Below are 23,403 nucleotides of genomic sequence, written 5' to 3' on the forward strand. Positions count from 1 at the left end.
AAAAAAATCTTTCCTAATTTAGTCAAATAATCCCCAGGAGTCTCAAAACATTAATAATGAGATCCGCTGCTGAAATAATAAGAGTGATAATAACAACGGGCATAAGACCGCCGTTCTTATTCTCCGAAATGGCGGTAACCGTTTCAACTCTTCTCTCTATTTCCTTAAGTTCTTCCATCGTCTTGTTGCCTGATTTCTCAACCACGGCCTGAACATTACGATAGGTCTGGACACCTATATCATGAATCTTCTGATCATTCTGCGAAATCTTGTCCTTGATATCTTCGAAATCCTCGGAATAATCCCTGTTCTGCTTCATATACTCATCAAGCTGCTGTCTGTAATCCTTGTCATTATTCCTGATCTCTTCAAGCTGACGTCTGTACTGCTCGGCTTCCTGCTTAATACGCGCTGCCTCTGCAGTCTCTGCCTGTGAATTGGCTCTGATAAGGTCCTGAGCACTGATCTTTTCTGCGATTTTGTCCATTATGCTATCCATGACTTTTCCTCCAAACACAAAGCACATCTCCCCTCATTAGCGTACAATATAGCTTAACATTTATTGTGCAATTTAGACAAGATGATATTAGAAAAAAGAGCTTCATTATGCACTTTTACCTTTTATTCATACCGCGTTCATACTTTGTTCACATTCTCCATGTATATTATTCTTACAGCCGATGAACAAGCGGCAAACCTAAAAACAAAAGATAGATTTTTTCATAATAGGGTAGGTGCGGAAACGTGTCTACCCACTCCTCATGTTATGGGGATTTTTTTATGCCCCATTTCGAGTCTTGACTCAAAAGAGTCCGTCTCACATTTCCTTTCTTCCCTCAGATATCGCCTGAATTTCATCATTAAGCGACAACATACGTGCATCGAGATCCGCTACCATTCTTGCGCACTCGTATAGCTCTGAATTGATGTGGGCCGGAGCCTTGGATTCGAACTTATACTGAATCTTGTGCTCGAGTGAAGCCCAGAAATCCATCGCTACGGTTCTGATCTGTATCTCAACTTTGACGTTGACTATCCTGTCCGAAAGATAAACAGGAATGGAAACTATCATATGATAGCTTCTGTATCCGCTCGCCTTGGGATTCATAATATAATCCTTGATGGTAAGCACCTGGATATCCTTCTGATTGCTGATCATCTCGGCAATCCTGTATATATCGGAAGTAAATGAACAGATAATACGAATACCCGCGATATCATTGACATAACGCACCATATTGGCTATGGTCGACTCATATCCGTTCCTTCTGAGTTTTTTAACTATGCTCTCAGGCTCTTTCAGCCTGAACTTAATGTGCTCTATGGGATTATATCTGTGAACCTCCTGAAACTCCTCATTGAGGATCTCAATCTTGGTCCTTATCTGCTTGAGCGCAGAATTATAGAGAAGATTAACTTCTTCCCAGGAGTTTATATCATCAGATATATTAATATTGCTTCCCGCAAGATCCAATTCCATCTTTTTCTCCAAGTACTACTTCCAGTACTCTTTATTCATTGAAAAACCAATTACCAGTTTCCGGGGAAGCTTCTTATAATTTCTTCCCAGTTTGTATCCAAGCCATCTGAAACCGCACATGATCACATAATCGGGTATAAGATACGGCTTACCGATGTTCTTGAAATGATCAATGGTCTGTCTGACCATTTTTTTACCCTCAGTCTCCGACTTGATCGCACCGAAGATCTCCGGATGATCCGTCTGAGAAACTCCGAGATCAAAGTTCCTGTGGAACTGCTGCATGTACGTATAGTTGTGAGAATGAATGACACCCGCCTCAGGAACATACATGATCGCATATCCCATCTGACAAGCCGTTCCGGCATACACCATATCCTCGTTAAAAATAGTCTTATGGGTAAATCCGCCTATCTTGTCATAGACTTCTCTTTTGTACATGGCACATACATTGGAACAAAAATATGTCTTGATCCCAAGCTTCCCAATATCCTTCTGAGTCTTCTTCATAGGCTCGTTCGGATAATTGAACTTCCTCGAATATCTCTCGGCAAGATTGCAATCCGACTTGGGATACTGTCTTGCATAAGCCGCAGCCGAATCACTGTCAAAAGACTTAACGAGACTCGATATAAGAACCTTGTCCCTTGGAAATGCATCCTGAGTCATCATGAGAAAGAACTCTGCATTTGAAAGAGAAACTCCGAGATTTCTCGTCTCGCCGTGATCAAACTCTTTTTTGGATACATGCCTCACTATGATGTTGTCAAATTTCGCAGTAATATCAACACCCGATTTTTCTTTTAACTCGTTCCAGTACTTCTCTTCCGTATTCACAATGATGATGTGCTCGGGAGAATGTGACTGCTTCTCGAGATCCTCGATCAGGGTAAAAAGAGATATATCAGGTTTGTAAGTAGGTATAATTACATCAACTGTTTGCATCGCTAACCTCGAACGCAAATGATATTGGATAAAAAAGGGGCGTGCTCATACAGAACCCGCCCCTCAATAACCATGAGTTTAATTATTCTCAGTTCACGTACGCACTTGTATCTGACTTAATCTTATCACTGTATTTCTGAACATCAGAAGATATCTCATAAGCAGAGTCTTCAAACAAGAACTCGTGGAGCCACTTAACGTTGCTGTCAAGGTCCTTGGGAACTACGCAGCTACCCTTCTTACCGATAGTACCTGTAGTACGCATGCTTTCCTCAGGGAATCCGTTGTTGTCTACAACATTGTACTTGGTAATATTCTTAAGAAGTGCAATGATATCAACAAGATCAAGTGAAGTATATGTCTCATTGAACGCCTTATTTGCTATTTCCTCAAGCTTGTCGGGGCTCATACCCTTAGCTTTCTCAAGGCAAGCCATAAGCACTGTTCTCTGTCTCTCGGCACGCTTAAAGTCATCACCCTTTGTATATCTGATACGGCAATAAGCTGTTGCCTGAAGACCGTTAAGTGTCTGCATACCTGCTGATTCTACGGGCTTGTAATCCATCTTGAGCTCTGTAGCCATTGATGCCTGATAGTTATTAAGGTGAGTGATCTCATCCTCTGTAATCTCAATCTCGACACCGCCGAGAGCATCAACTACATCAGTAAGTCCTCTGAATCCGATTGTAATAAAGTCCTTGATATCAAGGTCAAGGTTCATATTAAGCATTGAGATAGCCTGCATGGGGCCACCCTCTGCATATGCCGCATTACACTTGGTATATGAATCGTTACTTAGATTAAGATAAGTATCACGGTAAACAGAGCAAAGCTTGATATCGCCTGTCTCATTGTTGATTGAAGCGATAATGATCGTATCCGATCTAGTCTTCTTGGTAAGCTGTCCTTCACGTGAATCAACACCAAAGAGTGCGATATTGGTATAACCCTTCATCTGCTTATTGGTTGCAACATTCTCACTGATTGACTTGGAGATTGCTTCCTCATCGAGGTTAACCTTACCAACCTTGGTAGCACCCATCTTTACAAAGAAGCTGTAAGCAAAAACAACCAATAAAGCTGCTACAAGTACTTCAACTACAAGTAAGACAAGAGCCTTGTTGTTCTTCTTTTTACCTGAACCGTTTCTTGAGCCGCCTCTGTGAGCGCCTCCTCTTGATGCAGAACCGCCTGCTCTTGATGCACTTCTACGAGATGAAGCGTAATCATCACGCTCATCGTATGATCTTCTTCTAACGGGCCTATCCTCGTAATCATCATATCTGTCTGACGATCTTCTTACAGGTCTGTCATCTCTATATCTGTCATCTCTTCGAGTGGGTCTTCTGCCATCTCTGCCATAAAATTCATCGTCTCGATTTGACATTTTATTTTCTCCTATTCCCAACTTTCCTAATATTTGCGCCAAAAAGTGCAGCGCACACCCCATACATTTTGCCACAAAACCAAAAATAATACAAGTGCTGTAACAGAATTGGCTCCGAGGTCGCCCCCGAAGCCTTTGTTATTCCATCAATACGCATTCTTATTACCGTGCAAAAACGTACCTATTATTATCTTTATGTCGAAAGCCATCGACCAGTTTTCTATGTAATAAATATCGTAATCAATTCTCTTCCTGATAGAAGTATCTCCTCGGTATCCGTTGATCTGTGCCCAGCCCGTAAGTCCCGGACGAACCTGGTGTTTTACCATGTAGCGAGGAATCTGCTCCTTGAATTTCTCGACAAACTGCGGTCTCTCGGGTCTTGGTCCAACGAGGGACATCTGACCGAATAATATATTAAAGAGCTGAGGAAGCTCATCGATATTCGTTCTTCTGAGGAACCTTCCGACATTGGTAACTCTCGGATCACCCTTGGTCGTCCAGCCCTTCTTTTCCTCTTTTTCCGACTGAACCTCCATAGTCCTGAACTTATACATCATAAAGAGCTTTCCGCCAAGTCCGACTCTCTCCTGCTTGAAGATGACGGGCCCCTTGCTCGTAAGCCTGATCGCGATAGCCGCTGCGACCATAGGGATCGCAAATATGATTATCGCAACGATAGAACCTATGATATCGACAATTCTTTTACATAGTTTATTAAACGAATTGGTGAGCGGAACATATCTGATATTTACAACCGGAAGTCCCTGCACATCCTCTGTAAACGGGTTACTGGGGAAAAGAGATGAATAATCCGGGATAAACTTGGTATGAACGCCCGATTTCTCACACTGTGCGACGAGCTCTTCCAGTCTGTCGTAGTCATTCAGAGGAAGCGTTATCGTGATCTCATCGTAGCTGTGCTTTTCAAGATAATGCTCAAGCTGCTCTATCCCGCCGATAACTTCCACGCCGTGATAGCTCGTTCCAATGGGTACAAAATCATCGAGAATTCCCGAGATAACATAGCCCCACTGAGGATTATCCAAAATCCTGCTGATATAACCTTCCGCAGCCCTTGAATAGCCAACAAGAAGGATGTGCTTAAGATTATAGCCCTGCTTTCTGATAAATCTAAGGAATTTGCGCAGCATCATGTGCGCAAATGCAGTAGAAGTCGTATTGAGCACGAAGAAGATAGCCATCATTCCTCTGGAGAAGTGAACCTGCTTGAAGAAGAACAATACAAGCCAGAATGCGATCATTCCGAGGATATTGGCCTTACCGATATCCTTGAATTCATCCCACAGCCTCTTAGCTCTCTTCGAGGTGTACAGCTGAACCGTGTAGTACAGGAAGATATAACCGGGCACCAAAAAATACAGCGCCATAAAATATGTGCGCATCGACAAAATACCGGTCCTCGGTCTGTCGCCCCACAAAAGTACAAATCTTATAAAATATGCGGCAATGTAGGAAGCCGCCACCAAAAGGGCGTCGACTATAACATGCGCTCTGTTAAGATGAACCTGATTATCCTTTATCATGCACCAGTTGCTCCAAACCGCCTTGCGATATTGATCCACAGCTCAAGCTGCATCTTCACGCACCCCCGCAGTTCTTTCTTCCCGAAACTAACTTTCTTCTCTGTATTTTTAAATATCTTGGAAACGCCCTTACGTAATCCCTTAAGATGCGCTCTTCCAAGCCCTCTCTTCGTATAAAAAGCATGCTTGATCAAAATGCCTATGATAATAAGCGGCAGATTGATAAGTATCTGCAAAAACGGCATGTTCTTATACATTAAGTATAAGTTATTCGCGGCTGTAAGTTCAACCTTAAAAGAATTGTACCTCGAACCGCTGCTGCCGCTACCTTCATGATATACAATCGCACCGGGCTCGCAGATATTCTCATATCCCTTGAGCCTAGCCCTGTAGCCGATATCAACATCCTCAAGATAGCAAAAATGCGCTTCGTCAAAAAGCCCGACCTTATCTTCCGCAAAAAGCGATCTTCTGTATAAAGCCGCCCCTGCGCAAGCACTTGTCAAAAGAGCTTTCTTCTTAAATTTACTCTCATCCTTATCGCGCCCCGGTGAAAACGCCCATCCGAGCGCACAGTAATAATCACCGCTGTCATCGATAAGCTCCGGATGCTTCATCTGAAGCATCTTGGCCTGAACCGCAAAAGCTCTCTTATTCTTCTCCATGGAAGCCACCAAAGCCTCGATAGCGTGCTCATCACAGGCCGTGTCATCATTAAGAAGGAAAACATACTCCGAATCCGAAGCCTTGATTCCCGTATTTACCGCACACGAAAAACCTGTGTTTTTAGGTAGATCGATAAGCTTAACCTCAGGAAAATCTCTTCGAACATAGTCCGCGCTTCCGTCCGTCGAGCCGTTATTGACAATAATAACATCAAAATCCTTAAAAGTCTGCTTCCTAAGACTCTTAATACATGCTCCGATAAACTTTATGCTGTTGTAACACGGAATTACCACGCTGACTTTACTCATATGTCATCCTCAATCACGGAATATCCCGCAGATTCTGTGCATACGCCGTTTACACGCGCTTTATGATCTGCGGATCCCAAACAACTCGCTTGCCGCGCTTCTTAATTTCTTCGCAGAAGCGAACGCTCTTATCAATTATCTCATCTTCACTCATCCCTGTAAAAAGAGCTGTCGTATCAGCCTTGGGATCGGTGAATGTATCAACATAATCGATTCCCACAACATCCTTGTAGATATCCTTATATAAAGAATCTATCGCCATCGACCTTATGTCAACGGCGTAGCAGTCCTGCGTAAGGACAGCCCTATGCTGAAGTCCGCCGCTGTATGAAACAGGCATATTCTTAAAAGGTGCCGTCTTATCTTTTTTATAAATGCCGCCGGCAACTCTGCCCTTCTTATTAACAAGCTTACCGCCGACGCAGGCAACATCGTCACGCTCCTGCAAGATACCGCGCTCATAATTAACTCGGTAAAAGCCAAGATGCGGGAGCTGAACCACTTCGCCGTTTATATTGTTGCTCTTAAGAACATCGGCAATTGCCGCCTGTCCCGCCTCGTATGCATAAGTCTTGCTCGCGGGATTCGCCGCAGTCGAAGCCCTGTGACATCTCCAGTGATAGAGCACCTTATCGATGTGCACTATATGACCCGATGCCATATCCATCGAAAGAGCTGCTTCCGAACAGCATCTTAGGAATAAGTCAAAATCCTGCGCTCCGTCGAACTTTGCGCGCAGCTTGAGTCTTTTTATTATATCAGCTCTCATCACCGCAAAGTGACAGATATAATTATTGGACAAAAGAAGGTCCATATTAAACGAAGGTTTTTCGTGAAGTTCAAAGAACTTGCGAACGCCCTTTTCATCCTCAAACTTATCCTCATTGGAATAAATAAGCCTTATAGGGCAATCGATAAACCTTGAGAGCTTATTCTTTTGCATGCTCTTTTTAATAACTCTGGAAACCTCGTAAAGCGCATCGGGAGTTAAGATATCGTCATGATCTAAAAGACCGATATAATCGCCCGTCGCCTTTTCAAGCCCTCTGTTGGTGTTGTGCGAGATCCCTGCGTTCTTATCCAAGTGATAGTACTTGATCCTCGGATCATCATTAGCCGCAGAAATCGCGACATCAAGAGATTTCTCCGACGCATCGGCGAGCACCAGCTCCCAGTTTCCGTAGGACTGATTCACAACAGAATCAATCATCTGCTTAAGGTAAACTTCCGGAGTATTAAAAAGAGGCACAACTATGCTAAAACGCACAGCGTCCCCTGTTTCTGCCAAAAGTCTGTATTCCTGATTTTGTTCGCGTAAAACTTCCTCGGAAAGCTCGCGATACGAATACTTCTCCGAAGAATTGATCTTGATACGCTCCATTGCAGCGTAAAAAGCAGCCTTTATTCCATTGCGCTCAGCATATGCAATTGTTTTTGAGACTGCGTTCTTTATACCCATATGTGGATTGCTCCTCATATTTTTTTATATTATTCGGCTGTGGCCCGAGAGCCACAGCCTGTATTTCTTAGCCTATCGCCTTTTTTACAGCCTCTGTGAGCTCATCTTCAAGCTTAGCGGCATCTTCAAGGTTCTTGCCCTTTACACCCATGTAGAACTTGATCTTGGGCTCTGTTCCCGAAGGTCTTGCGCAGCACCAAGCATCGTTATCAAGTGCAAAGTAAAGAACGTTGGACTCGGGAAGTCCTGTTGTTCCCTCGGCTCCTGTAGCCATATCAAGAGTCTTGCCTGTCTTGTAATCTCTGAACTGCTCAACCTTGAATGAACCGAACTCCTTGGGAGGATTGCTTCTGAGTCTCTCCATAAGAGCTGCGATCTGACCTGCACCCTCTTTACCCTTCATGGTAATTGAGTACTGACCCTCTTTGTAATAGCCGTATTCTTCGTACATGTCGATCATTGCATCCCATACGCTCTTGCCCTGCTTCTTGTAGAAAGCGGCAAGCTCGCAAAGACACATAACTGCTACGATAGCATCCTTATCTCTTGCGTGTGTTCCGGCAAGACATCCGTAAGATTCCTCAAGACCGAATACATAGTTGTGAGACTGATTATTCTCTTCGTAGATCTTGATCTGCTCACCGATGTACTTAAAGCCTGTGAGAACCTCTGTGTAGTAAAGTCCGTATTTATCTGCGACTCTCTTAGCCATGTTGGTTGTAACGATAGTGGTTACGAACGCAGGGTTTGCGGGCATTGTGCCTGTAGCCTGACGCTCTCTTAAGATATACTCACCGATGAGCATACCTGACATGTTTCCTGTAAATCCAACATATTCGCCTGTCTTAAGGTCTTTTGCATAGATTCCGAGACGATCCGCATCGGGGTCTGTAGCAAGGACGATATCAGCATCCTTTTCTTTTGCCAGCTCAAGAGCAAGCTTGAATGCCTTGGGATCCTCGGGATTGGGATACTCAAGTGTAGTGAAATCAGGATCCGGAGCTTCCTGCTCGGGCACTACGAATACGTTCTTAAATCCAAGCTCCTTGAGAACACGTCTTACGGGAAGATTACCTGTTCCGTGGAAAGGAGTGTATACGATGGTGAACTTGTCAGCCATCTCGTCAATAACGTCCTGATGAATGATCTGCTTCTTGAGCTCAACCATGTACTTGTCGTCAATCTCTGTTCCGAAAGATACATAGAGTCCCTGAGCGATAGCATCCTCTTTGGACATTGTCTTGACTTCGTGATAATCGGTAATAGACATTACCTCTTTGATGATTCCTGTGTCATGAGGAGGTGTTACCTGCGCGCCGTCCTCCCAGTATACCTTGTATCCGTTGTACTCAGGTGGATTGTGCGAAGCTGTTACCATAACTCCCGCGATACATCCAAACTCTCTGAGTGCAAAAGAAAGCTCGGGTGTGGGACGAAGAATATCGCTGACATAAGCCTTGATGCCGTTAGCTGCAAGGCAAAGCGCAGTCTCATCCGCAAACTCGGGAGAAAATCTTCTGCAGTCAAAAGAAATAGCTACACCCTTCTTGCAAGCATCGGGACCGCCGTTCTTCTTGATATAGTTGGCAAGACCCTGTGTAGCCTTTCTTACCACATACTTGTTCATTCTGTTTGTGCCCGCTCCGATAACTCCGCGAAGTCCGCCTGTACCGAACTCAAGCTCTCTATAAAATCGATCCTCAACCTCAGCCTCGTTGTTACGAATGGCCATAAGTTCCTCTTTGGTTGCGTCGTCAAAATACGAATCATTCAGCCAATAATTAAGCTGTTCTGTTGCTGTGCTCATAATAACACTCCTCTCTGTATAATCGTAAGAATTATACCATAATTCTAAGTTCGAAAGTACCTCACTAAGAATTACGGTAGCCTTATCGCTAAGCTCGAAAACACCTCGCTAAGCGAAACAGTCACTGCACTCTCAAACTCGAATAACCTTCGACATTTAAGCTGTAATCACTTCTGTCGAGCGAGAAATTCGGGTTATAGTACGGATCTCCTTTCTCGAGAACTTTTTTCCATTTCTCTTTAAAGTGGTCGGACTCTGCATCGTAGCGTTTAGCGTTCTCTCCCTCAAGATCGAGACCTCTTGAAAGCGACTCATAGTGGAAGAGCTCCGCAAACGGTGTAAATACATTAAGATATCCTTTTTCTCTGAGCTTCAGGCAGAAATCCACGTCGTTGAGACTTACGGCAAAAGACTCATCGAAGCCGCCTACCTCATCGTACTTCGCCCTTGAAACCATGAGACAAGCGCCTGTAACCGCGCTCACATCCTGCGCATAGCACAATCTTCCCATGTATCCGAGGTTCATTCCGGCCTGACCGTAATGAGAATGTCCCGCAGTTCTGTGAGCTCCGAGCCCAAGAACAACGCCCGCGTGCTGGATCTTTCTGTCAGGGAAGTAGAGCTTTCCGCCAACCGCTCCGACATCACTTCTCTGTGCGTACATAAGAAGCTCTTCCATCCAGTTTACGGTAATAACCTGCGTGTCGTTATTAAGAAGGATGATGTAGTCACCCGTAGATTGTGACACGCCGTAGTTTACAACCTTTGAATAGTTAAAAGATCTCTTTTCTCCCGCAGCAGGCTGATTAGCCGGATCCGCGTAGAAATCAACGACCTTAACAATGTCTTTTAACGAGCCGTTTCTAAGCTCCTCGTAATAGCCCAAAGTCTCTGAAGCCTTGCTTCCGTTCTCGACAACAATGATCTCGTAATTGTCGTAAACAGACTTCTCATAAATCGAATCAATGCATCTTCTAAGGTCCTCCGCATGCTCGCAGGTAGGGATGACGATGCTGATCTTGGGCGTTCCCTTAACTTCGTAAGTAATCTTAAATATAGTCTCGAAAGCTCTCGTGCTTGTGATCTTGAAGTGATCGTAACCGTGACGCTTTAAGTGGTCCGCAACCGCGCCCTTCGCTGCTTCGATCGCATAAGGCTTAGCACTTATATCCGACGCAACGGAAGCTGCGTGAGATCTCCAATAATACAAGAGCTTAGGTATATGCACGATATGCTGCGCACTGTCGGTGAGCCTTAAGATCATATCGTGATCCTGGCTTCCGTCAAACTTCGTTCTAAAGAGCTCTGTTCCTTCAAGCAGAGTTCTCTTGAATACGCTGAAATGACAGATATAATTATTGGCACGTAAGTTATCGATCGCATAATCGGGCTTAAAGTGCATGGTTATCATCTTGTTGATGTCATCACCCTTGAAGGTAGTCTCATCACAATAGATGTAATCCGCATTTTCTTCATTGATAGCCTTCACATACCAGTATAGGACCTCAGGATGAAGGATATCATCGTGATCAAAAAGACCGATGTATTCTCCTGTTGCAAGCTCGAGGCAGTGGTTTGTGTTACCTGCAATTCCCTCATTCTTTTCAAGCTTCATGTACGAGATCTTGCACTCACCGTTTTTATCAAGTGCACGTGCATCCTTCATGTACTCCGAAACTATTCTTGAAACCTCTTCGATATGCGCTTCATCGGAGCCGTCCGCAAGGCACAGCTGCCAATTTGCATAGGTCTGGTCAAGCACAGACTCAATCATATCGCGAAGGAATTTCTCGGGTGTATTATACAAAGGCACGAGGATCGAGATCTTTACCATATTGGCAAAAACAGCATTCTCCTGCTCTTTTCTTGTGTTCTCATCGGGAAAACTCTCCGTTCCGTAATGAGTCATCGCCTTTTTCTCGATCTGCTTGTACTTGATCTTGGCGATGACACCGCGAAGAGATCCCTGATTTCTTATACGGTCGCGCTGTCTGATGACCCAGTGCATAGTGTTACGCATGGGTGTACTAGCCTTCCAGATCGGATTATTCTTGATTCGATTGAGCTTAAACTCAAGCTCCGAATTCTTATCCTCAAGCTCCGCTATCCTCTCAGCAAGGTCTGCGCTCTTTAATTTTTCCCGCTCGTATGCGGCTTTAAAATCAAAATCTTTTTGCTCTGACATAATCAAAATCCATTAATTCTTAATATGTAAAATATTGGGAACCCAGTTGATAAGCTTATTTCTGCCCGTCTTATCAACAGCAAGCATTCCTATCTGATAAAAGCCGGGCGTAAGGTCGCCCTTTCTTATCCTTAGCTTATATCCCGTAAGATCGACGTTCACCTGATCCTGAAGTCTTACTCTGATATCCGGTCTGTACCAAACGTAGATCGGGAAGCTGTAGACCTTGGAATCAACAGGGCCTGCGCCGTCTTCATATCTTTCTACCAGGCGAAGGAGCAATCTTTTTTCATAAAGAGCATTGTCCGAACCGATAACAAAGCTGTAGCCCTTAAGGAAATAACCTTCCTCATTGCCCGTCGCATTCACGCCGTAGAGCCAGTTATCCATGGTTCCGTTGTACTCACAGCCGACTCTCAGACACTGATCTTCTCTCGCGCCCTTGATGCCCTTGTCGTGAACCGACACAGCCGCATAGTGAATATCCTCAACCGGTGTGTAATCCTCTCTCGGGATGATCGCAGATATCGTCTCATCCTCGGTAAGGTGCGGGCTGTAGAACGGATCTACATTGTAGAGATACGAATGTCTCCTCATCAGCGTATCGCCCTCAACCGCAAGTCTCTCCATCTTCTTGGGATCAAGATTGTCGAGACCTCTTGTGAGCGACTCGTGGTGATAAAGATATATGTGATTACAGCAAACGTTGTAATAACCTTTTTCAAAAACGCTGTAGCAAAAATCAACGTCGTTAAAGGCAACCTTAAGCTCCTCAGGGAAGCCGCCTACATCATTAAATTTCTTTCTGCTGATGAGAAGGCAGGCAGCCGTCACACCGATGCAGTTGTGGATACCTCTGTTATATCCGAAATAATGGCTCTTTCCGTCGTGCATCTTCTGAAGCTTGTGCACCGGACCGCGGCGCACGTTCGCTATTCCCGCATGCTGGATAAGATCCGTATCGGGGTAAATGAGCTTGGCTCCGACAGCGCCCACATGACGAAGCTGCGCCTGTGAAACCATCTCCGTCAGCCATCCGTCTGAAGTGGCCTCAATATCGTCATTAAGGAAAAGTAGATACTCGCCGTTTGAATTTCTCACGCCCTGATTGCACATAGCGGAGAAATTAAATTCTTGATTTTTGTATATGTAATTGATCTTGGTAAGACCGTTCTTTCGCTCTGCTCTTGAAGCATACACGCCGTATTTAACTCTGTTTGCCGCGCTGCTTCCGTTATCAATAACAACGATATCGTAGGTGATACCCGCATCCTTCGTTGTCTCGATTATCGAATTGAGGCACTGCCTGAAGATCTCAGGGTGATCCATCGACGGAATGATGATGCTGACCGTCGTAGGTTTAAGCAGCATATGCTTGGAATTATGAAATGGTCTTCCGTAAAAGACATCCTGTCCCGCGTTTCTGTGATACAAGATTTCTTTTATATGTCCGATCGGAAGCTCGGTTCCCGTTCTCTTTGCGAAAGCTCTTTCGCTTATTGCAAGCATACAGAAAAGAACATCCGCAGATAAAAGAGAAGCCTCAAGCCCCACCTGTTCGGGAGAATTCTTTTTGTTGGCTGTTCCTCCGAGCATCTTTACAGCATTGTCGTATTCAGGAGTAGCCGCATGAAGTGCGCTCGCTCTGCAGGCAAAAAAGCTGCCGATATAAAAAGCATTGAGATAAGCATCGGGTGACCAATCGGGCTTAAAATACGGATGAATGTATTTTCCACCGCTTCCCTGCTCATCCTCATCTCCGTAAACAACATTGTGCTCGGGATGAGCGATAAAATACTGCTTCACAACCTCGGAAGCCCTCTTTGTAAGCTTTCCTTTGGGACTTACAAAAAGATAGACCACATTCTCATCTTTTTTGGCATCCGTCATCTCCCAGACCTTGGCATAAGGAACAACCTTGACCTTGGGTGTAGGAAGCTTATGCGGTACAAGCTCGCCGTTCTCATCCTCTTCGTAGGACACGGGAGCTTCGGCGGTTATGACAGGCTGTTTCTCAACTTCTTTTTGCCACTTGTCATATGCGCCTGATTTCTTGTTTAAAACCTTATTGTATTTAGTTGTCCTCTTCAGAATAAGAGATTTCTTAACTAAATCTTTAAGCATCTGTCAGGGATTACTCCTCGTCTAAATAGTCGTCAAGCTCATCGTAATCGGCGTCTTCGCGGCGCTCTTTACGTTTATTCTTAATCTTTCTTCCGATCTTGCGGATGATACTGATCTTTTCCTTATCGTTATCTTCATTGGACTTAACCGACGCTGCGACTGCATCTGCGGCGTTCTTGGGGACAAGCGTCGTAAGAAGCTTAATCACCAGCATATTGTTTTCCTTAACGGAAAGTCTGCTGCTTGTAAGATCAAACTCGATATTCGGATCGTCTGAGTTAAAGACAAAAGAATCATCGCTCAGCCACTCGCCGTTGCCGGGATTAACCGAAATATCAGCCGTTCCGTCCTCAATCGAATCATCATTCCAAGTCGCATCAAGTATAGTCACAAGACAAGGTGAAAAAGCCGGATCCACACGAAGCGTCTTGCATGAAGAAGGCACCTCGATATTAAGTGTCACGATATTTTTCTCATCGTACTGCTCCTCGGGGAAGAACGAATCATCCTCGGAGTAGCCCGTTCCCTCGTCCATATAGATCTGTATGCAATCCGCAGCTCTTGCTGCCTCAGGGTTCATCGCAAGCTCTTTTGGCACGATGACCTTGCGTCCTATATCTTTCCAGATCTCTACCATGGACTTGCGATTGCCGGTCACATACTTCTGGAAAGCATACTCCTCTTCAAGGAGCACCTTCATCTCTTTGTCAGAAAGACCGAGCTTTTTAAAGATAGGCTTGGGATCGAACTTCTCTCTTTTCCTGTCTTCAAGTCTGTAGCAGTAAAGTGCTCTCCACACCTGCTCTTTTGCAGGGATACACTTACCGTAAGTCCACTCATAATCTATTATAGTCCAGATCGGACCGTTAACCATAATATTGCTGAAGATAAGGTCGTAGTCGGATACCGGATAATCCTCCTTATACCTGATCCTCTTTATATACTCGGAGATAAGAGCGTTGAAGCCCTCCATATCGTCCTTATCAATGCACTCATCAAGAACGGAAGCAAGCGGTACACCGTTGACAAAAGAAAATACGGCACAGCCCTCGTTCTCGTCTATCTGGCAGTCATTGATCTCCAGATCGCCGCCGTGGTACTTTTCTTTCAGTCCCGCGTAAGCGTCTCTGATGCTGTATACATGCTCTCTTGCGGCTTCCGTAAGAGGGAATTTCTTAATTACCTTGCGACCGTTTCTGCCGATAGCGATATCCGTACGGATCTTGAATTCATCAACTCTGTCGTTGCTGTACTTACTGTAGATCGTATCAAATCCGGGTCCGATTATTACTTCAAAAGAGTTTGCAAACTCAGGATACAAGCCGTCTTTAACGAGATCCTCGTATGCGTGCTTTTCATTGAACAAAACAAGCCTGTCTCTGTCGAAGTTCCTTACATTGTCCTGAAGCTCTCCGAACTTCGGAAGATATGAATCCGAGTGAAGAAGCGTCATAAGCTTGTAATCGGGATAAGGATAATAGAAATGATAATCGTTTATCCTGCATCTTTTGAATATATTGATAAGACCGCCCCTTGTGAAGGTCTTAGCCACGCTGTCTGCGGTATAGCCCTCGATCCCGGAAAAATACGTTCCGAGGTGATCCTCAGTACAGCCCGCAAAATACTTAAGACCGAGACGATTCTCGATCGCGATTACGATACGTCCGTCCTTTTTGAGATGTCTTTTAAGCATCAAAAGAAACTTCTCGTAAGGGTTCTCAGTGCCGATGTAGCCCTGTCCGTACTCAAACACACCGATCAAAAAGATAAAGTCAAAATCCTTATCAAGGTCGGGCTCAATGTCTCGGAAATTGCCGACGTGGATCGTAACGTTGTCGCAGTCCTTGTTCCTTGTCGCATTGATCTCGGATCTTCTTCTTGAAAGATCGCAGGATACAACCTGTCCCGCCTTACTTGAGAGCATGCCCGTGATGGCACCGCAGCCCGATCCGACTTCAAGAACCTTGGCGTCCTTGCTCATCGGGATCCACTCTACGATGTTCGCTCTCTGATCCGAAAGATGATAGAGAATAGGCCAGCTTGCGCGCTCCTCGATTATCTTCTGATACTCGTCTTTTGTATGATTTTTTACAATCTCAAGAAGGTCGTTCTCTATAGCACCGTCGCTATAAAGATCAACCCCTGAGTAATGTTTGAAGTTCAGCGTAACGCTTCCGATCTTAATCTGTTCCTGCATCTGCGTCTTTCACCTTACATGTTGTGTTCATGTCATAGTAGCCTACCGTGTTCTTGTCGGAAACTACCGTGATATTTAGTGCATCATATAACCTGTGATATACAGTAAAATCATTCTGTTCAAAGCCCGTAACACCAAAGCTTAGAAGATATTCGCCGCCCTGGAGAGTCATATTCTGGGTAAAAGAGATTTCTTTAACGTCGCCCTTCTTGACGGGATCAAGGAATGCCTTCTCCACCATGGAGTTGGTACCTGTAATCTCGATACCCATTATATTCTTGAAAGTAAGAGCAAAGATGGGCGCCGCAACGTCCTCATTGAACTTTACCTTCATGTGAACTGTAAAGTCTGTGCCCTTTATGATTGATGATGTCACTGTTCCGTTGGAATCGGTGACATAGAAATCTGTGATCTCTGCCTTGCCGTCGCCGTATTCGAGAGCGTTGGGGTTTGCCGCTGCATCTTTTGCCTTATTGGAAGCTGCGCCGGCATTGTCGCCAGCCTTGGCATCTGTCGCGCCCTTGTCGCTCTTGCCGAGCTTCGCATTGGCGCGCTCATCAGCTTCTCCTGCGGCCTTGCGGATATCGTCGTCGTCCAGAAGGTTCTCTCCTTCGCTTGAAGGAAGCTCGTACTGTCCCACAAGTACCTGTTTGTAGATATCGATCATCTTCTTGGGAGCTCCCTCTCCGATGAGAACACCCTGATTGAGAAGCACAGCTCTGTCGCAGTATTTGCTGATACTGGACAGATCGTGTGATACGAATAATATGGTCTTGCCCTGCTTCTTGAACTCCTCAAACTTGTGGTAGCACTTTGCCTGGAAGAACACGTCTCCTACGGAAAGTGCCTCATCGACGATGAGGATCTCAGGGTCGATGTTGATGGCAACCGCAAAAGCAAGTCGCACAAACATACCGCTGGAGTAAGTCTTAACGGGCTGATATACGTAATCTCCGATGTCCGCAAACTCAAGGATCGCGTCCATCTTCTTATCTATCTCTTCTTCGGAAAAACCGATCATCATACCGTTTAAGTATATATTGTCGATTCCGTTATATTCCATGTTAAAGCCTGCTCCCAGTTCCAAAAGAGCTGAGATATGGCCGTCTACGTTGACTTCACCTGCAGTAGGTGTCAGGACACCTGTGATGATCTTGAGGATTGTGGACTTACCTGAGCCGTTGGTTCCGATGATACCAACCGTCTCGCCCTTCTTGACCGTGAGGCTGACATTGTTCAGCGCAAGGTGTTCCTTGAACTGCTTTTTCCCTGCAAGCCCCAGAGAATCCGCAAGTCTGTCGATAGGCTTATCGTACAACTTATATAATTTGCTGAGGTTCTTGACCTCTATAGCTACATCACTGTTCATGTATTTCTCCGTGTCATTTATCACAATACGTCTGCAAAATGAGGCTTAGTGCGCTTAAATACAAGCGTGCCGATGCAGAATAATATTACAACGCATATCCAGAAATAAGTGGATGAATAGAAATGCTCAAAGAACCACGTCTCACCATAGATAGAGTTTCTGTAGCCCTCTACAATATAAGTCACGGGAATAAGCTTAACGATCCATCTGTATTTGTCCGGAAGCATCTCGATGTTCCAGAGAATGGGCGTAGCCCACTGAAGCACCTGCATAAAGATACCGATGAAATGAATGATATCTCTCAGGAACACTGCAACTGAACAGGTTAAAAAGCTAAGTGAAAGAATAAGAATGAACTCACAACCCATGTAATAGATTATCTGAATCCAATAAATACTCGGACCATGTCCGTTAATTACAGCCACAACAAACAGCAGCAGTATAAAGAAAACATGGATAAACATGGCCGCAATGACCTTGATGACAGGAAGAATGCTTATCTTAAAGAGCACCTTCTTAACAAGATAATTATATTCGAGAAGTGACGTGGTACCGTTGGTAAGACCCTCCATAAAGAAGAACCAAGGAACGAGTCCCGCTGTAAGGAACAACACCTGAGGAACCTGCATTGCAGCCTGCGCTTCTGCCAACTCTTCGGTTCTTCCGCCCTCGAAAATAACACCGAATACAATGTAATACAAAATAACTGTGACAATAGGCTGAACCAATGCCCAGATAATACCCCAGTTGGAACCTGCGTATCTCTTTTTGAAATCATTGATGGCAAGCTTCTTGATGAGCTTCCTATTCTGAAAAAGTTCTCCCGGGAGAACCGTAAGTTTGTCATACCCAAAAGAGACCCCTATACAGCTCATTGCTATCAAAAGACTTCCGCAAATCTTTTTCAGCATCTCTGTATGTTGGTCTGCAAGAGGATTCTTATGGAGCACAAGCAACAGAAAAAGTGCAAGTGCCAATACATAGAAAACGCCCAAGAATGCCTTCTTGGGGGGTCTTCTGATTTCTAATCCCTTATTCAATATTCCTTGATTCCTCCCCACTTGGTGTCTTTGTCGGAAAGATTGAGCTCTACGCCTTCAATGAGAGGCCACTCTACTCCAATATCGGGATCGTTCCAAATAAGTCCACCCTCGTCATTAGGATGATAAAAATCCGAGCACTTGTAAGCAAACTCGGCATATTCCGATAAAACATAAAATCCATGAGCAAAACCCTTGGGAATAAAAAACTGCTTTTTGTTCTCTGCCGAAAGAGTTACACCAAACCACTTACCGAAAGTCTTGGAACCCTTTCTGAGGTCAACGGCAACATCGAATACCTCACCGTTGATGCAGCGTACAAGCTTATCCTGAGGAAATTCTTTCTGGAAGTGAAGTCCTCTTAAAACTCCCTGCTTGCTTGCTGACTGATTATCCTGAACAAACTCTACATCTATTCCTGCTTCTACGAAATCGTTCTTATTGTAAGTCTCTACAAAATAACCTCTGGCATCTCCGAAAACCTGCGGAGTGATCACCTTCAGCCCTTCGATTTCGCATGTTTCTACTGTTATCTTGCCCATTTTACATCTCCGATTGATATGTTATTTATTTGATCGGTTCACGCCGCACAGCAGCTGTGTTATCCGAATTCTACCGGTTTCCCGATTTTTCAATTTCCCGCTGCAGATCCAACAGGTGTTCCCTCAACGGGAGGTAATGTACTTCCTGTCATAGGAAGCTCATCTTCATCTATAGGATTGGGATTTTCAAGCTCACCGCCCTTGACCTTGCCCATGCCGACACGCTTTTTATCGGAACCGTCATCTTCCGAAGAAGCTCCCGATGATGCGCTGTTTGCGGCATCGGACTCGTTTTCTTTTATCACGACGATGGCAGGAACCTGGTCGTTCTCGTCAAAAAACTCGTCATCATAAATGAAAGCGTCGAGATTGTCACCTATCTGATCACCCTCAAGCATTCCGTTCTCGGACACAAAAGACGCTGCGCTGTCCGCATCATCATTGTTTCCATTGCCCGTAAGCTTGTTTATTTTATCCGCATTAGTGGCGTATACGATCACCAGTACAAGGATAAAGGCACTTATGATCGTGAGGATCGCCATGGTGAATACACGTTTGTCCACTATTGTGCCCCCTTCACAAGGAACTTCCGCTCTACGCTTCGCTGTATGACATCTCACCAAGCTCGAAATAACCTCGCTAGGTGATCTGCACATCGCTTCGCTCGCCGGAAGACGTTCGAACTATCTTCGAAAAAACCTCAGCAAGTTCTCACAGCCCGTTAGCTACCTCTACAAGGTATTTTCCGTAGTCGGTCTTCATGAGTGGTTCTGCGAGCTTAAGGAGCTGCTCCTTATCTATAAATCCGCGCTTATACGCAATCTCTTCGATACAAGAAACGTAAAGTCCCTGTCTCTTCTGGAATGCGCACACGAAATCAGCTGCATCAAGAAGAGCATCGTGATTACCTGTATCAAGCCATGCAAAGCCGCGTCCCATTGTCTCAACGTGAAGTGTTCCTCTTCTGAGGTACTCATTGTTGATACTTGTGATCTCAATCTCACCGCGAGCTGAAGGCTTAACGTTCTTGGCTATCTCTACAACATCGTTATCATAGAAATAAAGTCCGGGTACCGCGTAGTTACTCTTGGGCTTCTCAGGCTTTTCTTCAATACTGATGGCCTTTCCGTTCTCATCAAACTCAACAACACCATACTCTCTGGGATCACGAACATAGTAACCAAAGATTGTTGCGCCCTTATCTCTTGAAGCAACATCTCTAAGGAGCTTACTAAAGCTCTGTCCGTAGAAGATATTGTCGCCAAGAACAAGTGCAACCGAATCACTTCCTATGAACTTCTCACCGATAATAAACGCATCGGCAAGGCCTCTTGGCTGATCCTGAACAGCATACTCAAAGTGCATGCCAAGCTGCTCGCCGGTTCCGAAAAGATCTTCAAAGATAGGAAGGTCTCTGGGAGTTGAGATGATAAGTACATCTCTGATACCTGCAAGCATAAGTGTTGAAAGAGGATAGTAGATCATAGGCTTGTCATAGACAGGCATGATCTGCTTGGAAATCGCTCTTGTAAGGGGGTAAAGCCTTGTTCCTGAGCCACCCGCCAATATAATACCCTTCATTTGTGTAATCTCCTATAATTCTACAGTTGGCGCATCACTGCGTCACCGCAATTCATACATTATCTATTGCTATACATTTTTGTATAATACTTCTCATAGTCACCACTTGTAACGTGCTCCATCCACTCATGATTCTCGAAGTACCACTTGATTGTCTTTCTGATGCCTTCCTTGAACATTGTCTCAGGCTCCCAGCCAATCTCGCTCTTGATCTTGTCGGGCGCGATCGCATATCTTCTGTCATGGCCCTTTCTGTCTGTTACGTACTTGATAAGGTCGTAAGAAAGGTGTGCCTTTCTGGGATCTGAATCGTCAAGCTCTTCCTTAAGAACGTCGATGATAGTCTTAACGATCTCGATGTTCTGCTTCTCATTATGTCCGCCGACATTGTATGTCTCGAAAAGTCTGCCCTGTTCCTGAACCATGTCGATAGCCTTAGCGTGATCCTCAACATAGAGCCAGTCACGAACGTTCTTACCGTCGCCGTATACGGGAAGATCTTTTCCTGCGAGTGCATTGTTGATAACAAGAGGAATAAGCTTCTCAGGGAACTGGTAGGGTCCGTAGTTATTAGAGCAGTTTGTTATATTTGCAGGGAACTTGTATGTGTCCATGTATGCCTTAACGAGCATATCGGATCCTGCCTTACTTGCTGAGTAAGGGCTGTGAGGATCGTAAGGAGTTGTCTCATAGAAATAAGCATTCGGATCGTCATCAAGTGTTCCGTAAACTTCATCAGTTGAAACGTGAAGGAACTTCTTTCCCTCCTTGAAAGATCCGTCGGGAAGCTCCCACGCCTTCTTGGCAGCATTGAGCATTGTAGCTGTACCAAGAACGTTGGTCTGAACGAAAATCTCGGGATTAACGATAGATCTGTCAACGTGGCTCTCTGCAGCGAAATGAACAACTCTGTCGATGTCGTTCTCTGCAAAGATCTTGTCGATTGCCTCTCTGTCTGTGATGTCGGCTCTTACGAATGTGTAGTTATCGCGATTCTCGACATCTCTGAGGTTCTCGAGATTGCCCGCATATGTGAGTACATCCACGTTAATGATGCGGATGTCGTTGTCATACTTCTTAAACATGTAATGGATGTAGTTAGAACCGATGAATCCGGCTCCACCTGTCACAAGATAAGTTCTCATTTCTTTTTCCTTCTTATTGTCCTTTCAAAAAAGATAAAATCACAATGAAACTGTCATGAAAGCATAATTTTGACAATTACACTAGCACAGTATACCACAAGTCAGAGTCAAGTAGAAGAGTCCCATTGTGTAACACATATATCTTGGCTGCGGAAATATCATAGAGCCCGTAACCACGCAGTTTACAGCGACTGCCGCAAAAGTTATAAACGATAAAAGCAAAAAAGTTCTTCGGCCGTTCGTCACATTTGTGCCCGCACCCTGCGCAGCCTTCAAAGCCAACATGATAAATATCGCAAGGTAAAAGAAATAGATCAAAAACGAAGCTTTTATAAGTGCCGCGGGTCTCATGTTTGCCGCCGATATTACAAAGGCCTTCAGTACATTTGCGGTAAATACGTATTTTACCGCGCCGCCTTTTTTATGGAAAACATCACTGATGTCTTTTTTCAAAAGAGTCTTAAAAAGAACTCCCTCTACCGCATTTTCTTTTAACTGAGCCTTGGTACCTTCCAGCTCAGGGAAGTTCTCCGCCACGTATTCATCGCACTTAACCTGCACGATGTCAAAACCGATCACATCGTAGCTGTCCGCATAGTGCGAAGCCATCGCCGCCCAGTCGCTGTTAAAGATTGTCGATTCTTCTTTTTTCTCATATCCGGGTGCAAAATCTATCGTCAGCTCTTTTTCCTGCAAAGTATTGTAGATCTCCTCATAGAGCCCAGAAAGATTCGGATAATCCTCGGATTCATCGTACTTGGTAAAAAGATCTTTATCCTCGGCGGACGCTGTGTAAAGAACCGTATCAAGCCCGCCCTTGCTGTTTCCGATGTGCTCCGCGAACTCGCCGCGCACACAATAATTGTAGATCCTGTCCGAACCGCTGATGCAAACATACGCCGCAAATATCATAAGGATCGTGGTAAAAAGCTTGTGAAGTCCGTTGTTTTTGACCTGCATAAGATAGACCACAAGCGCCGTTCCGCCCCAAACGATAAGCAGGATCAGCATCTGCTTTCTTATGCTCGCAGCAAGGATCGCAAGCAAAAATGTTTTGATGAGATTGGCGTTACTGAAATTCCTAAGAAGCTTCCACAGATATATGACGAACATCACTAGGATCGGCATTGCAAGCGCCTCCGTCATGATGCACTCCGAGTACATCGAGCCTCTGTTTGCCATTAATCTGTTGAGCGCAGAAACCGCGAGCTGCGTCGCGATCGCAGTGTAGCCCAGGAACAATGCCTTTTTTTCAGGAAGAAATCTTCCGGCTTCCTCATAAATTTCTTTTCCGAGTCTGGCTGTGACGTGCACCCAGAGCATAGTCTGGACCAGGATCACCGGGAAAAGATATGAATCAAGACCGTACATTTTTCCGGACCAATCGAATAATTCAAATATCTTTCTAAACAGCAAAAGGAACAACGGATAAACCGGTTCCCTTGAAAAATCCATACTCGTATAACTGGGAGAATCGACGCACCAAACCGGCCCGTCGAACAATGCAAATCCCGTATAAAAAATAAATGGCAAAACAAAGGACAACGTCTCGAAAGACGCATATCTTTGCATACTACGTCTGCTCATATTTTCCTCCGGAAAATAGATTCGGGGCGATAAT

Annotated in this window: 18 protein-coding genes; all 18 read right to left on the reverse strand. The window is 44.8% G+C overall.

The genetic code is table 11. The features are described from left to right. Positions 1 to 22 precede the first annotated feature (22 nt). Complete coding sequence (locus D6856_RS09675; protein ID WP_092247917.1) at positions 23 to 499, reverse strand: hypothetical protein; 477 nt, start codon at positions 497 to 499, stop codon at positions 23 to 25. Positions 500 to 817: 318 nt separating this feature from the next. Then, complete coding sequence (locus D6856_RS09680) at positions 818 to 1,480, reverse strand: GTP pyrophosphokinase (protein ID WP_092247914.1); 663 nt, start codon at positions 1,478 to 1,480, stop codon at positions 818 to 820. A 15-nt stretch (positions 1,481 to 1,495) separates the two neighbouring features. Continuing rightward, complete coding sequence (locus tag D6856_RS09685; RefSeq protein ID WP_120686701.1) at positions 1,496 to 2,425, reverse strand: glycosyltransferase family 2 protein; 930 nt, start codon at positions 2,423 to 2,425, stop codon at positions 1,496 to 1,498. 88 nt (positions 2,426 to 2,513) lie between these two features. After that, positions 2,514 to 3,812 carry an LCP family protein gene (locus D6856_RS09690; RefSeq protein ID WP_120686702.1) on the reverse strand — a complete coding sequence of 433 codons (1,299 nt, stop codon included), beginning with the start codon at positions 3,810 to 3,812 and terminating at the stop codon, positions 2,514 to 2,516. A gap of 146 nt (positions 3,813 to 3,958) precedes the next feature. Further along, positions 3,959 to 5,359 (reverse strand): undecaprenyl-phosphate glucose phosphotransferase, encoded by a 1,401-nt coding sequence (locus D6856_RS09695; RefSeq protein WP_120686703.1) that lies wholly within the window; start codon positions 5,357 to 5,359, stop codon positions 3,959 to 3,961. Next, on the reverse strand, positions 5,356 to 6,333 hold the full coding sequence (locus D6856_RS09700; RefSeq protein WP_120686704.1) for a glycosyltransferase family 2 protein: 978 nt from the start codon (positions 6,331 to 6,333) through the stop codon (positions 5,356 to 5,358). The genes D6856_RS09695 and D6856_RS09700 overlap by 4 nt, the downstream gene beginning before the upstream one ends. A 49-nt stretch (positions 6,334 to 6,382) precedes the next feature. Beyond that, entirely contained in the window at positions 6,383 to 7,792 is a 1,410-nt protein-coding gene (locus D6856_RS09705; protein WP_158588895.1) for a glycosyltransferase, read from the reverse strand. 67 nt (positions 7,793 to 7,859) lie between these two features. Then, positions 7,860 to 9,599 (reverse strand): phospho-sugar mutase, encoded by a 1,740-nt coding sequence (locus D6856_RS09710; protein WP_120686706.1) that lies wholly within the window; start codon positions 9,597 to 9,599, stop codon positions 7,860 to 7,862. A 121-nt stretch (positions 9,600 to 9,720) separates the two neighbouring features. Beyond that, positions 9,721 to 11,784: a glycosyltransferase family 2 protein gene (locus D6856_RS09715; RefSeq protein ID WP_120686707.1), complete on the reverse strand. Its 2,064-nt coding sequence runs from the start codon at positions 11,782 to 11,784 to the stop codon at positions 9,721 to 9,723. 12 nt (positions 11,785 to 11,796) lie between these two features. Next, positions 11,797 to 13,908 carry a glycosyltransferase gene (locus D6856_RS09720; protein ID WP_120686708.1) on the reverse strand — a complete coding sequence of 704 codons (2,112 nt, stop codon included), beginning with the start codon at positions 13,906 to 13,908 and terminating at the stop codon, positions 11,797 to 11,799. A 10-nt stretch (positions 13,909 to 13,918) separates the two neighbouring features. Further along, positions 13,919 to 16,105, reverse strand: a complete 2,187-nt coding sequence (locus D6856_RS09725) for a class I SAM-dependent methyltransferase (protein ID WP_120686709.1) — start codon at positions 16,103 to 16,105, stop codon at positions 13,919 to 13,921. Next, complete coding sequence (locus tag D6856_RS09730; protein WP_120686710.1) at positions 16,089 to 17,474, reverse strand: ABC transporter ATP-binding protein; 1,386 nt, start codon at positions 17,472 to 17,474, stop codon at positions 16,089 to 16,091. The genes D6856_RS09725 and D6856_RS09730 overlap by 17 nt, the downstream gene beginning before the upstream one ends. Before the next feature lie 20 nt (positions 17,475 to 17,494). Continuing rightward, positions 17,495 to 18,514, reverse strand: a complete 1,020-nt coding sequence (locus D6856_RS09735) for an ABC transporter permease (RefSeq protein WP_243114069.1) — start codon at positions 18,512 to 18,514, stop codon at positions 17,495 to 17,497. Further along, positions 18,511 to 19,056 (reverse strand): dTDP-4-dehydrorhamnose 3,5-epimerase, encoded by a 546-nt coding sequence (gene rfbC / locus D6856_RS09740; protein WP_120686712.1) that lies wholly within the window; start codon positions 19,054 to 19,056, stop codon positions 18,511 to 18,513. Before rfbC ends, D6856_RS09735 begins: the two co-directional genes overlap by 4 nt. Positions 19,057 to 19,145: 89 nt before the next feature. Beyond that, the gene (locus tag D6856_RS09745) at positions 19,146 to 19,619 is read right to left on the reverse strand and encodes a hypothetical protein (protein WP_120686713.1); all 474 of its coding nucleotides are present in this window, start codon (positions 19,617 to 19,619) and stop codon (positions 19,146 to 19,148) included. Between the two features lie 148 nt (positions 19,620 to 19,767). Further along, the gene (gene rfbA / locus D6856_RS09750; RefSeq protein ID WP_120686714.1) at positions 19,768 to 20,637 is read right to left on the reverse strand and encodes a glucose-1-phosphate thymidylyltransferase RfbA; all 870 of its coding nucleotides are present in this window, start codon (positions 20,635 to 20,637) and stop codon (positions 19,768 to 19,770) included. A 59-nt stretch (positions 20,638 to 20,696) separates the two neighbouring features. Then, positions 20,697 to 21,782, reverse strand: a complete 1,086-nt coding sequence (gene rfbB, locus D6856_RS09755; protein WP_120658503.1) for a dTDP-glucose 4,6-dehydratase — start codon at positions 21,780 to 21,782, stop codon at positions 20,697 to 20,699. An 81-nt stretch (positions 21,783 to 21,863) separates the two neighbouring features. Continuing rightward, the gene (locus tag D6856_RS09760; protein ID WP_120686715.1) at positions 21,864 to 23,369 is read right to left on the reverse strand and encodes a hypothetical protein; all 1,506 of its coding nucleotides are present in this window, start codon (positions 23,367 to 23,369) and stop codon (positions 21,864 to 21,866) included. Between the last annotated feature and the right edge of the window lie 34 nt (positions 23,370 to 23,403).

The sequence above is a fragment of the Butyrivibrio sp. XB500-5 genome (genome assembly GCF_003625505.1).
Taxonomy (GTDB): Bacteria; Bacillota; Clostridia; order Lachnospirales; family Lachnospiraceae; genus Butyrivibrio.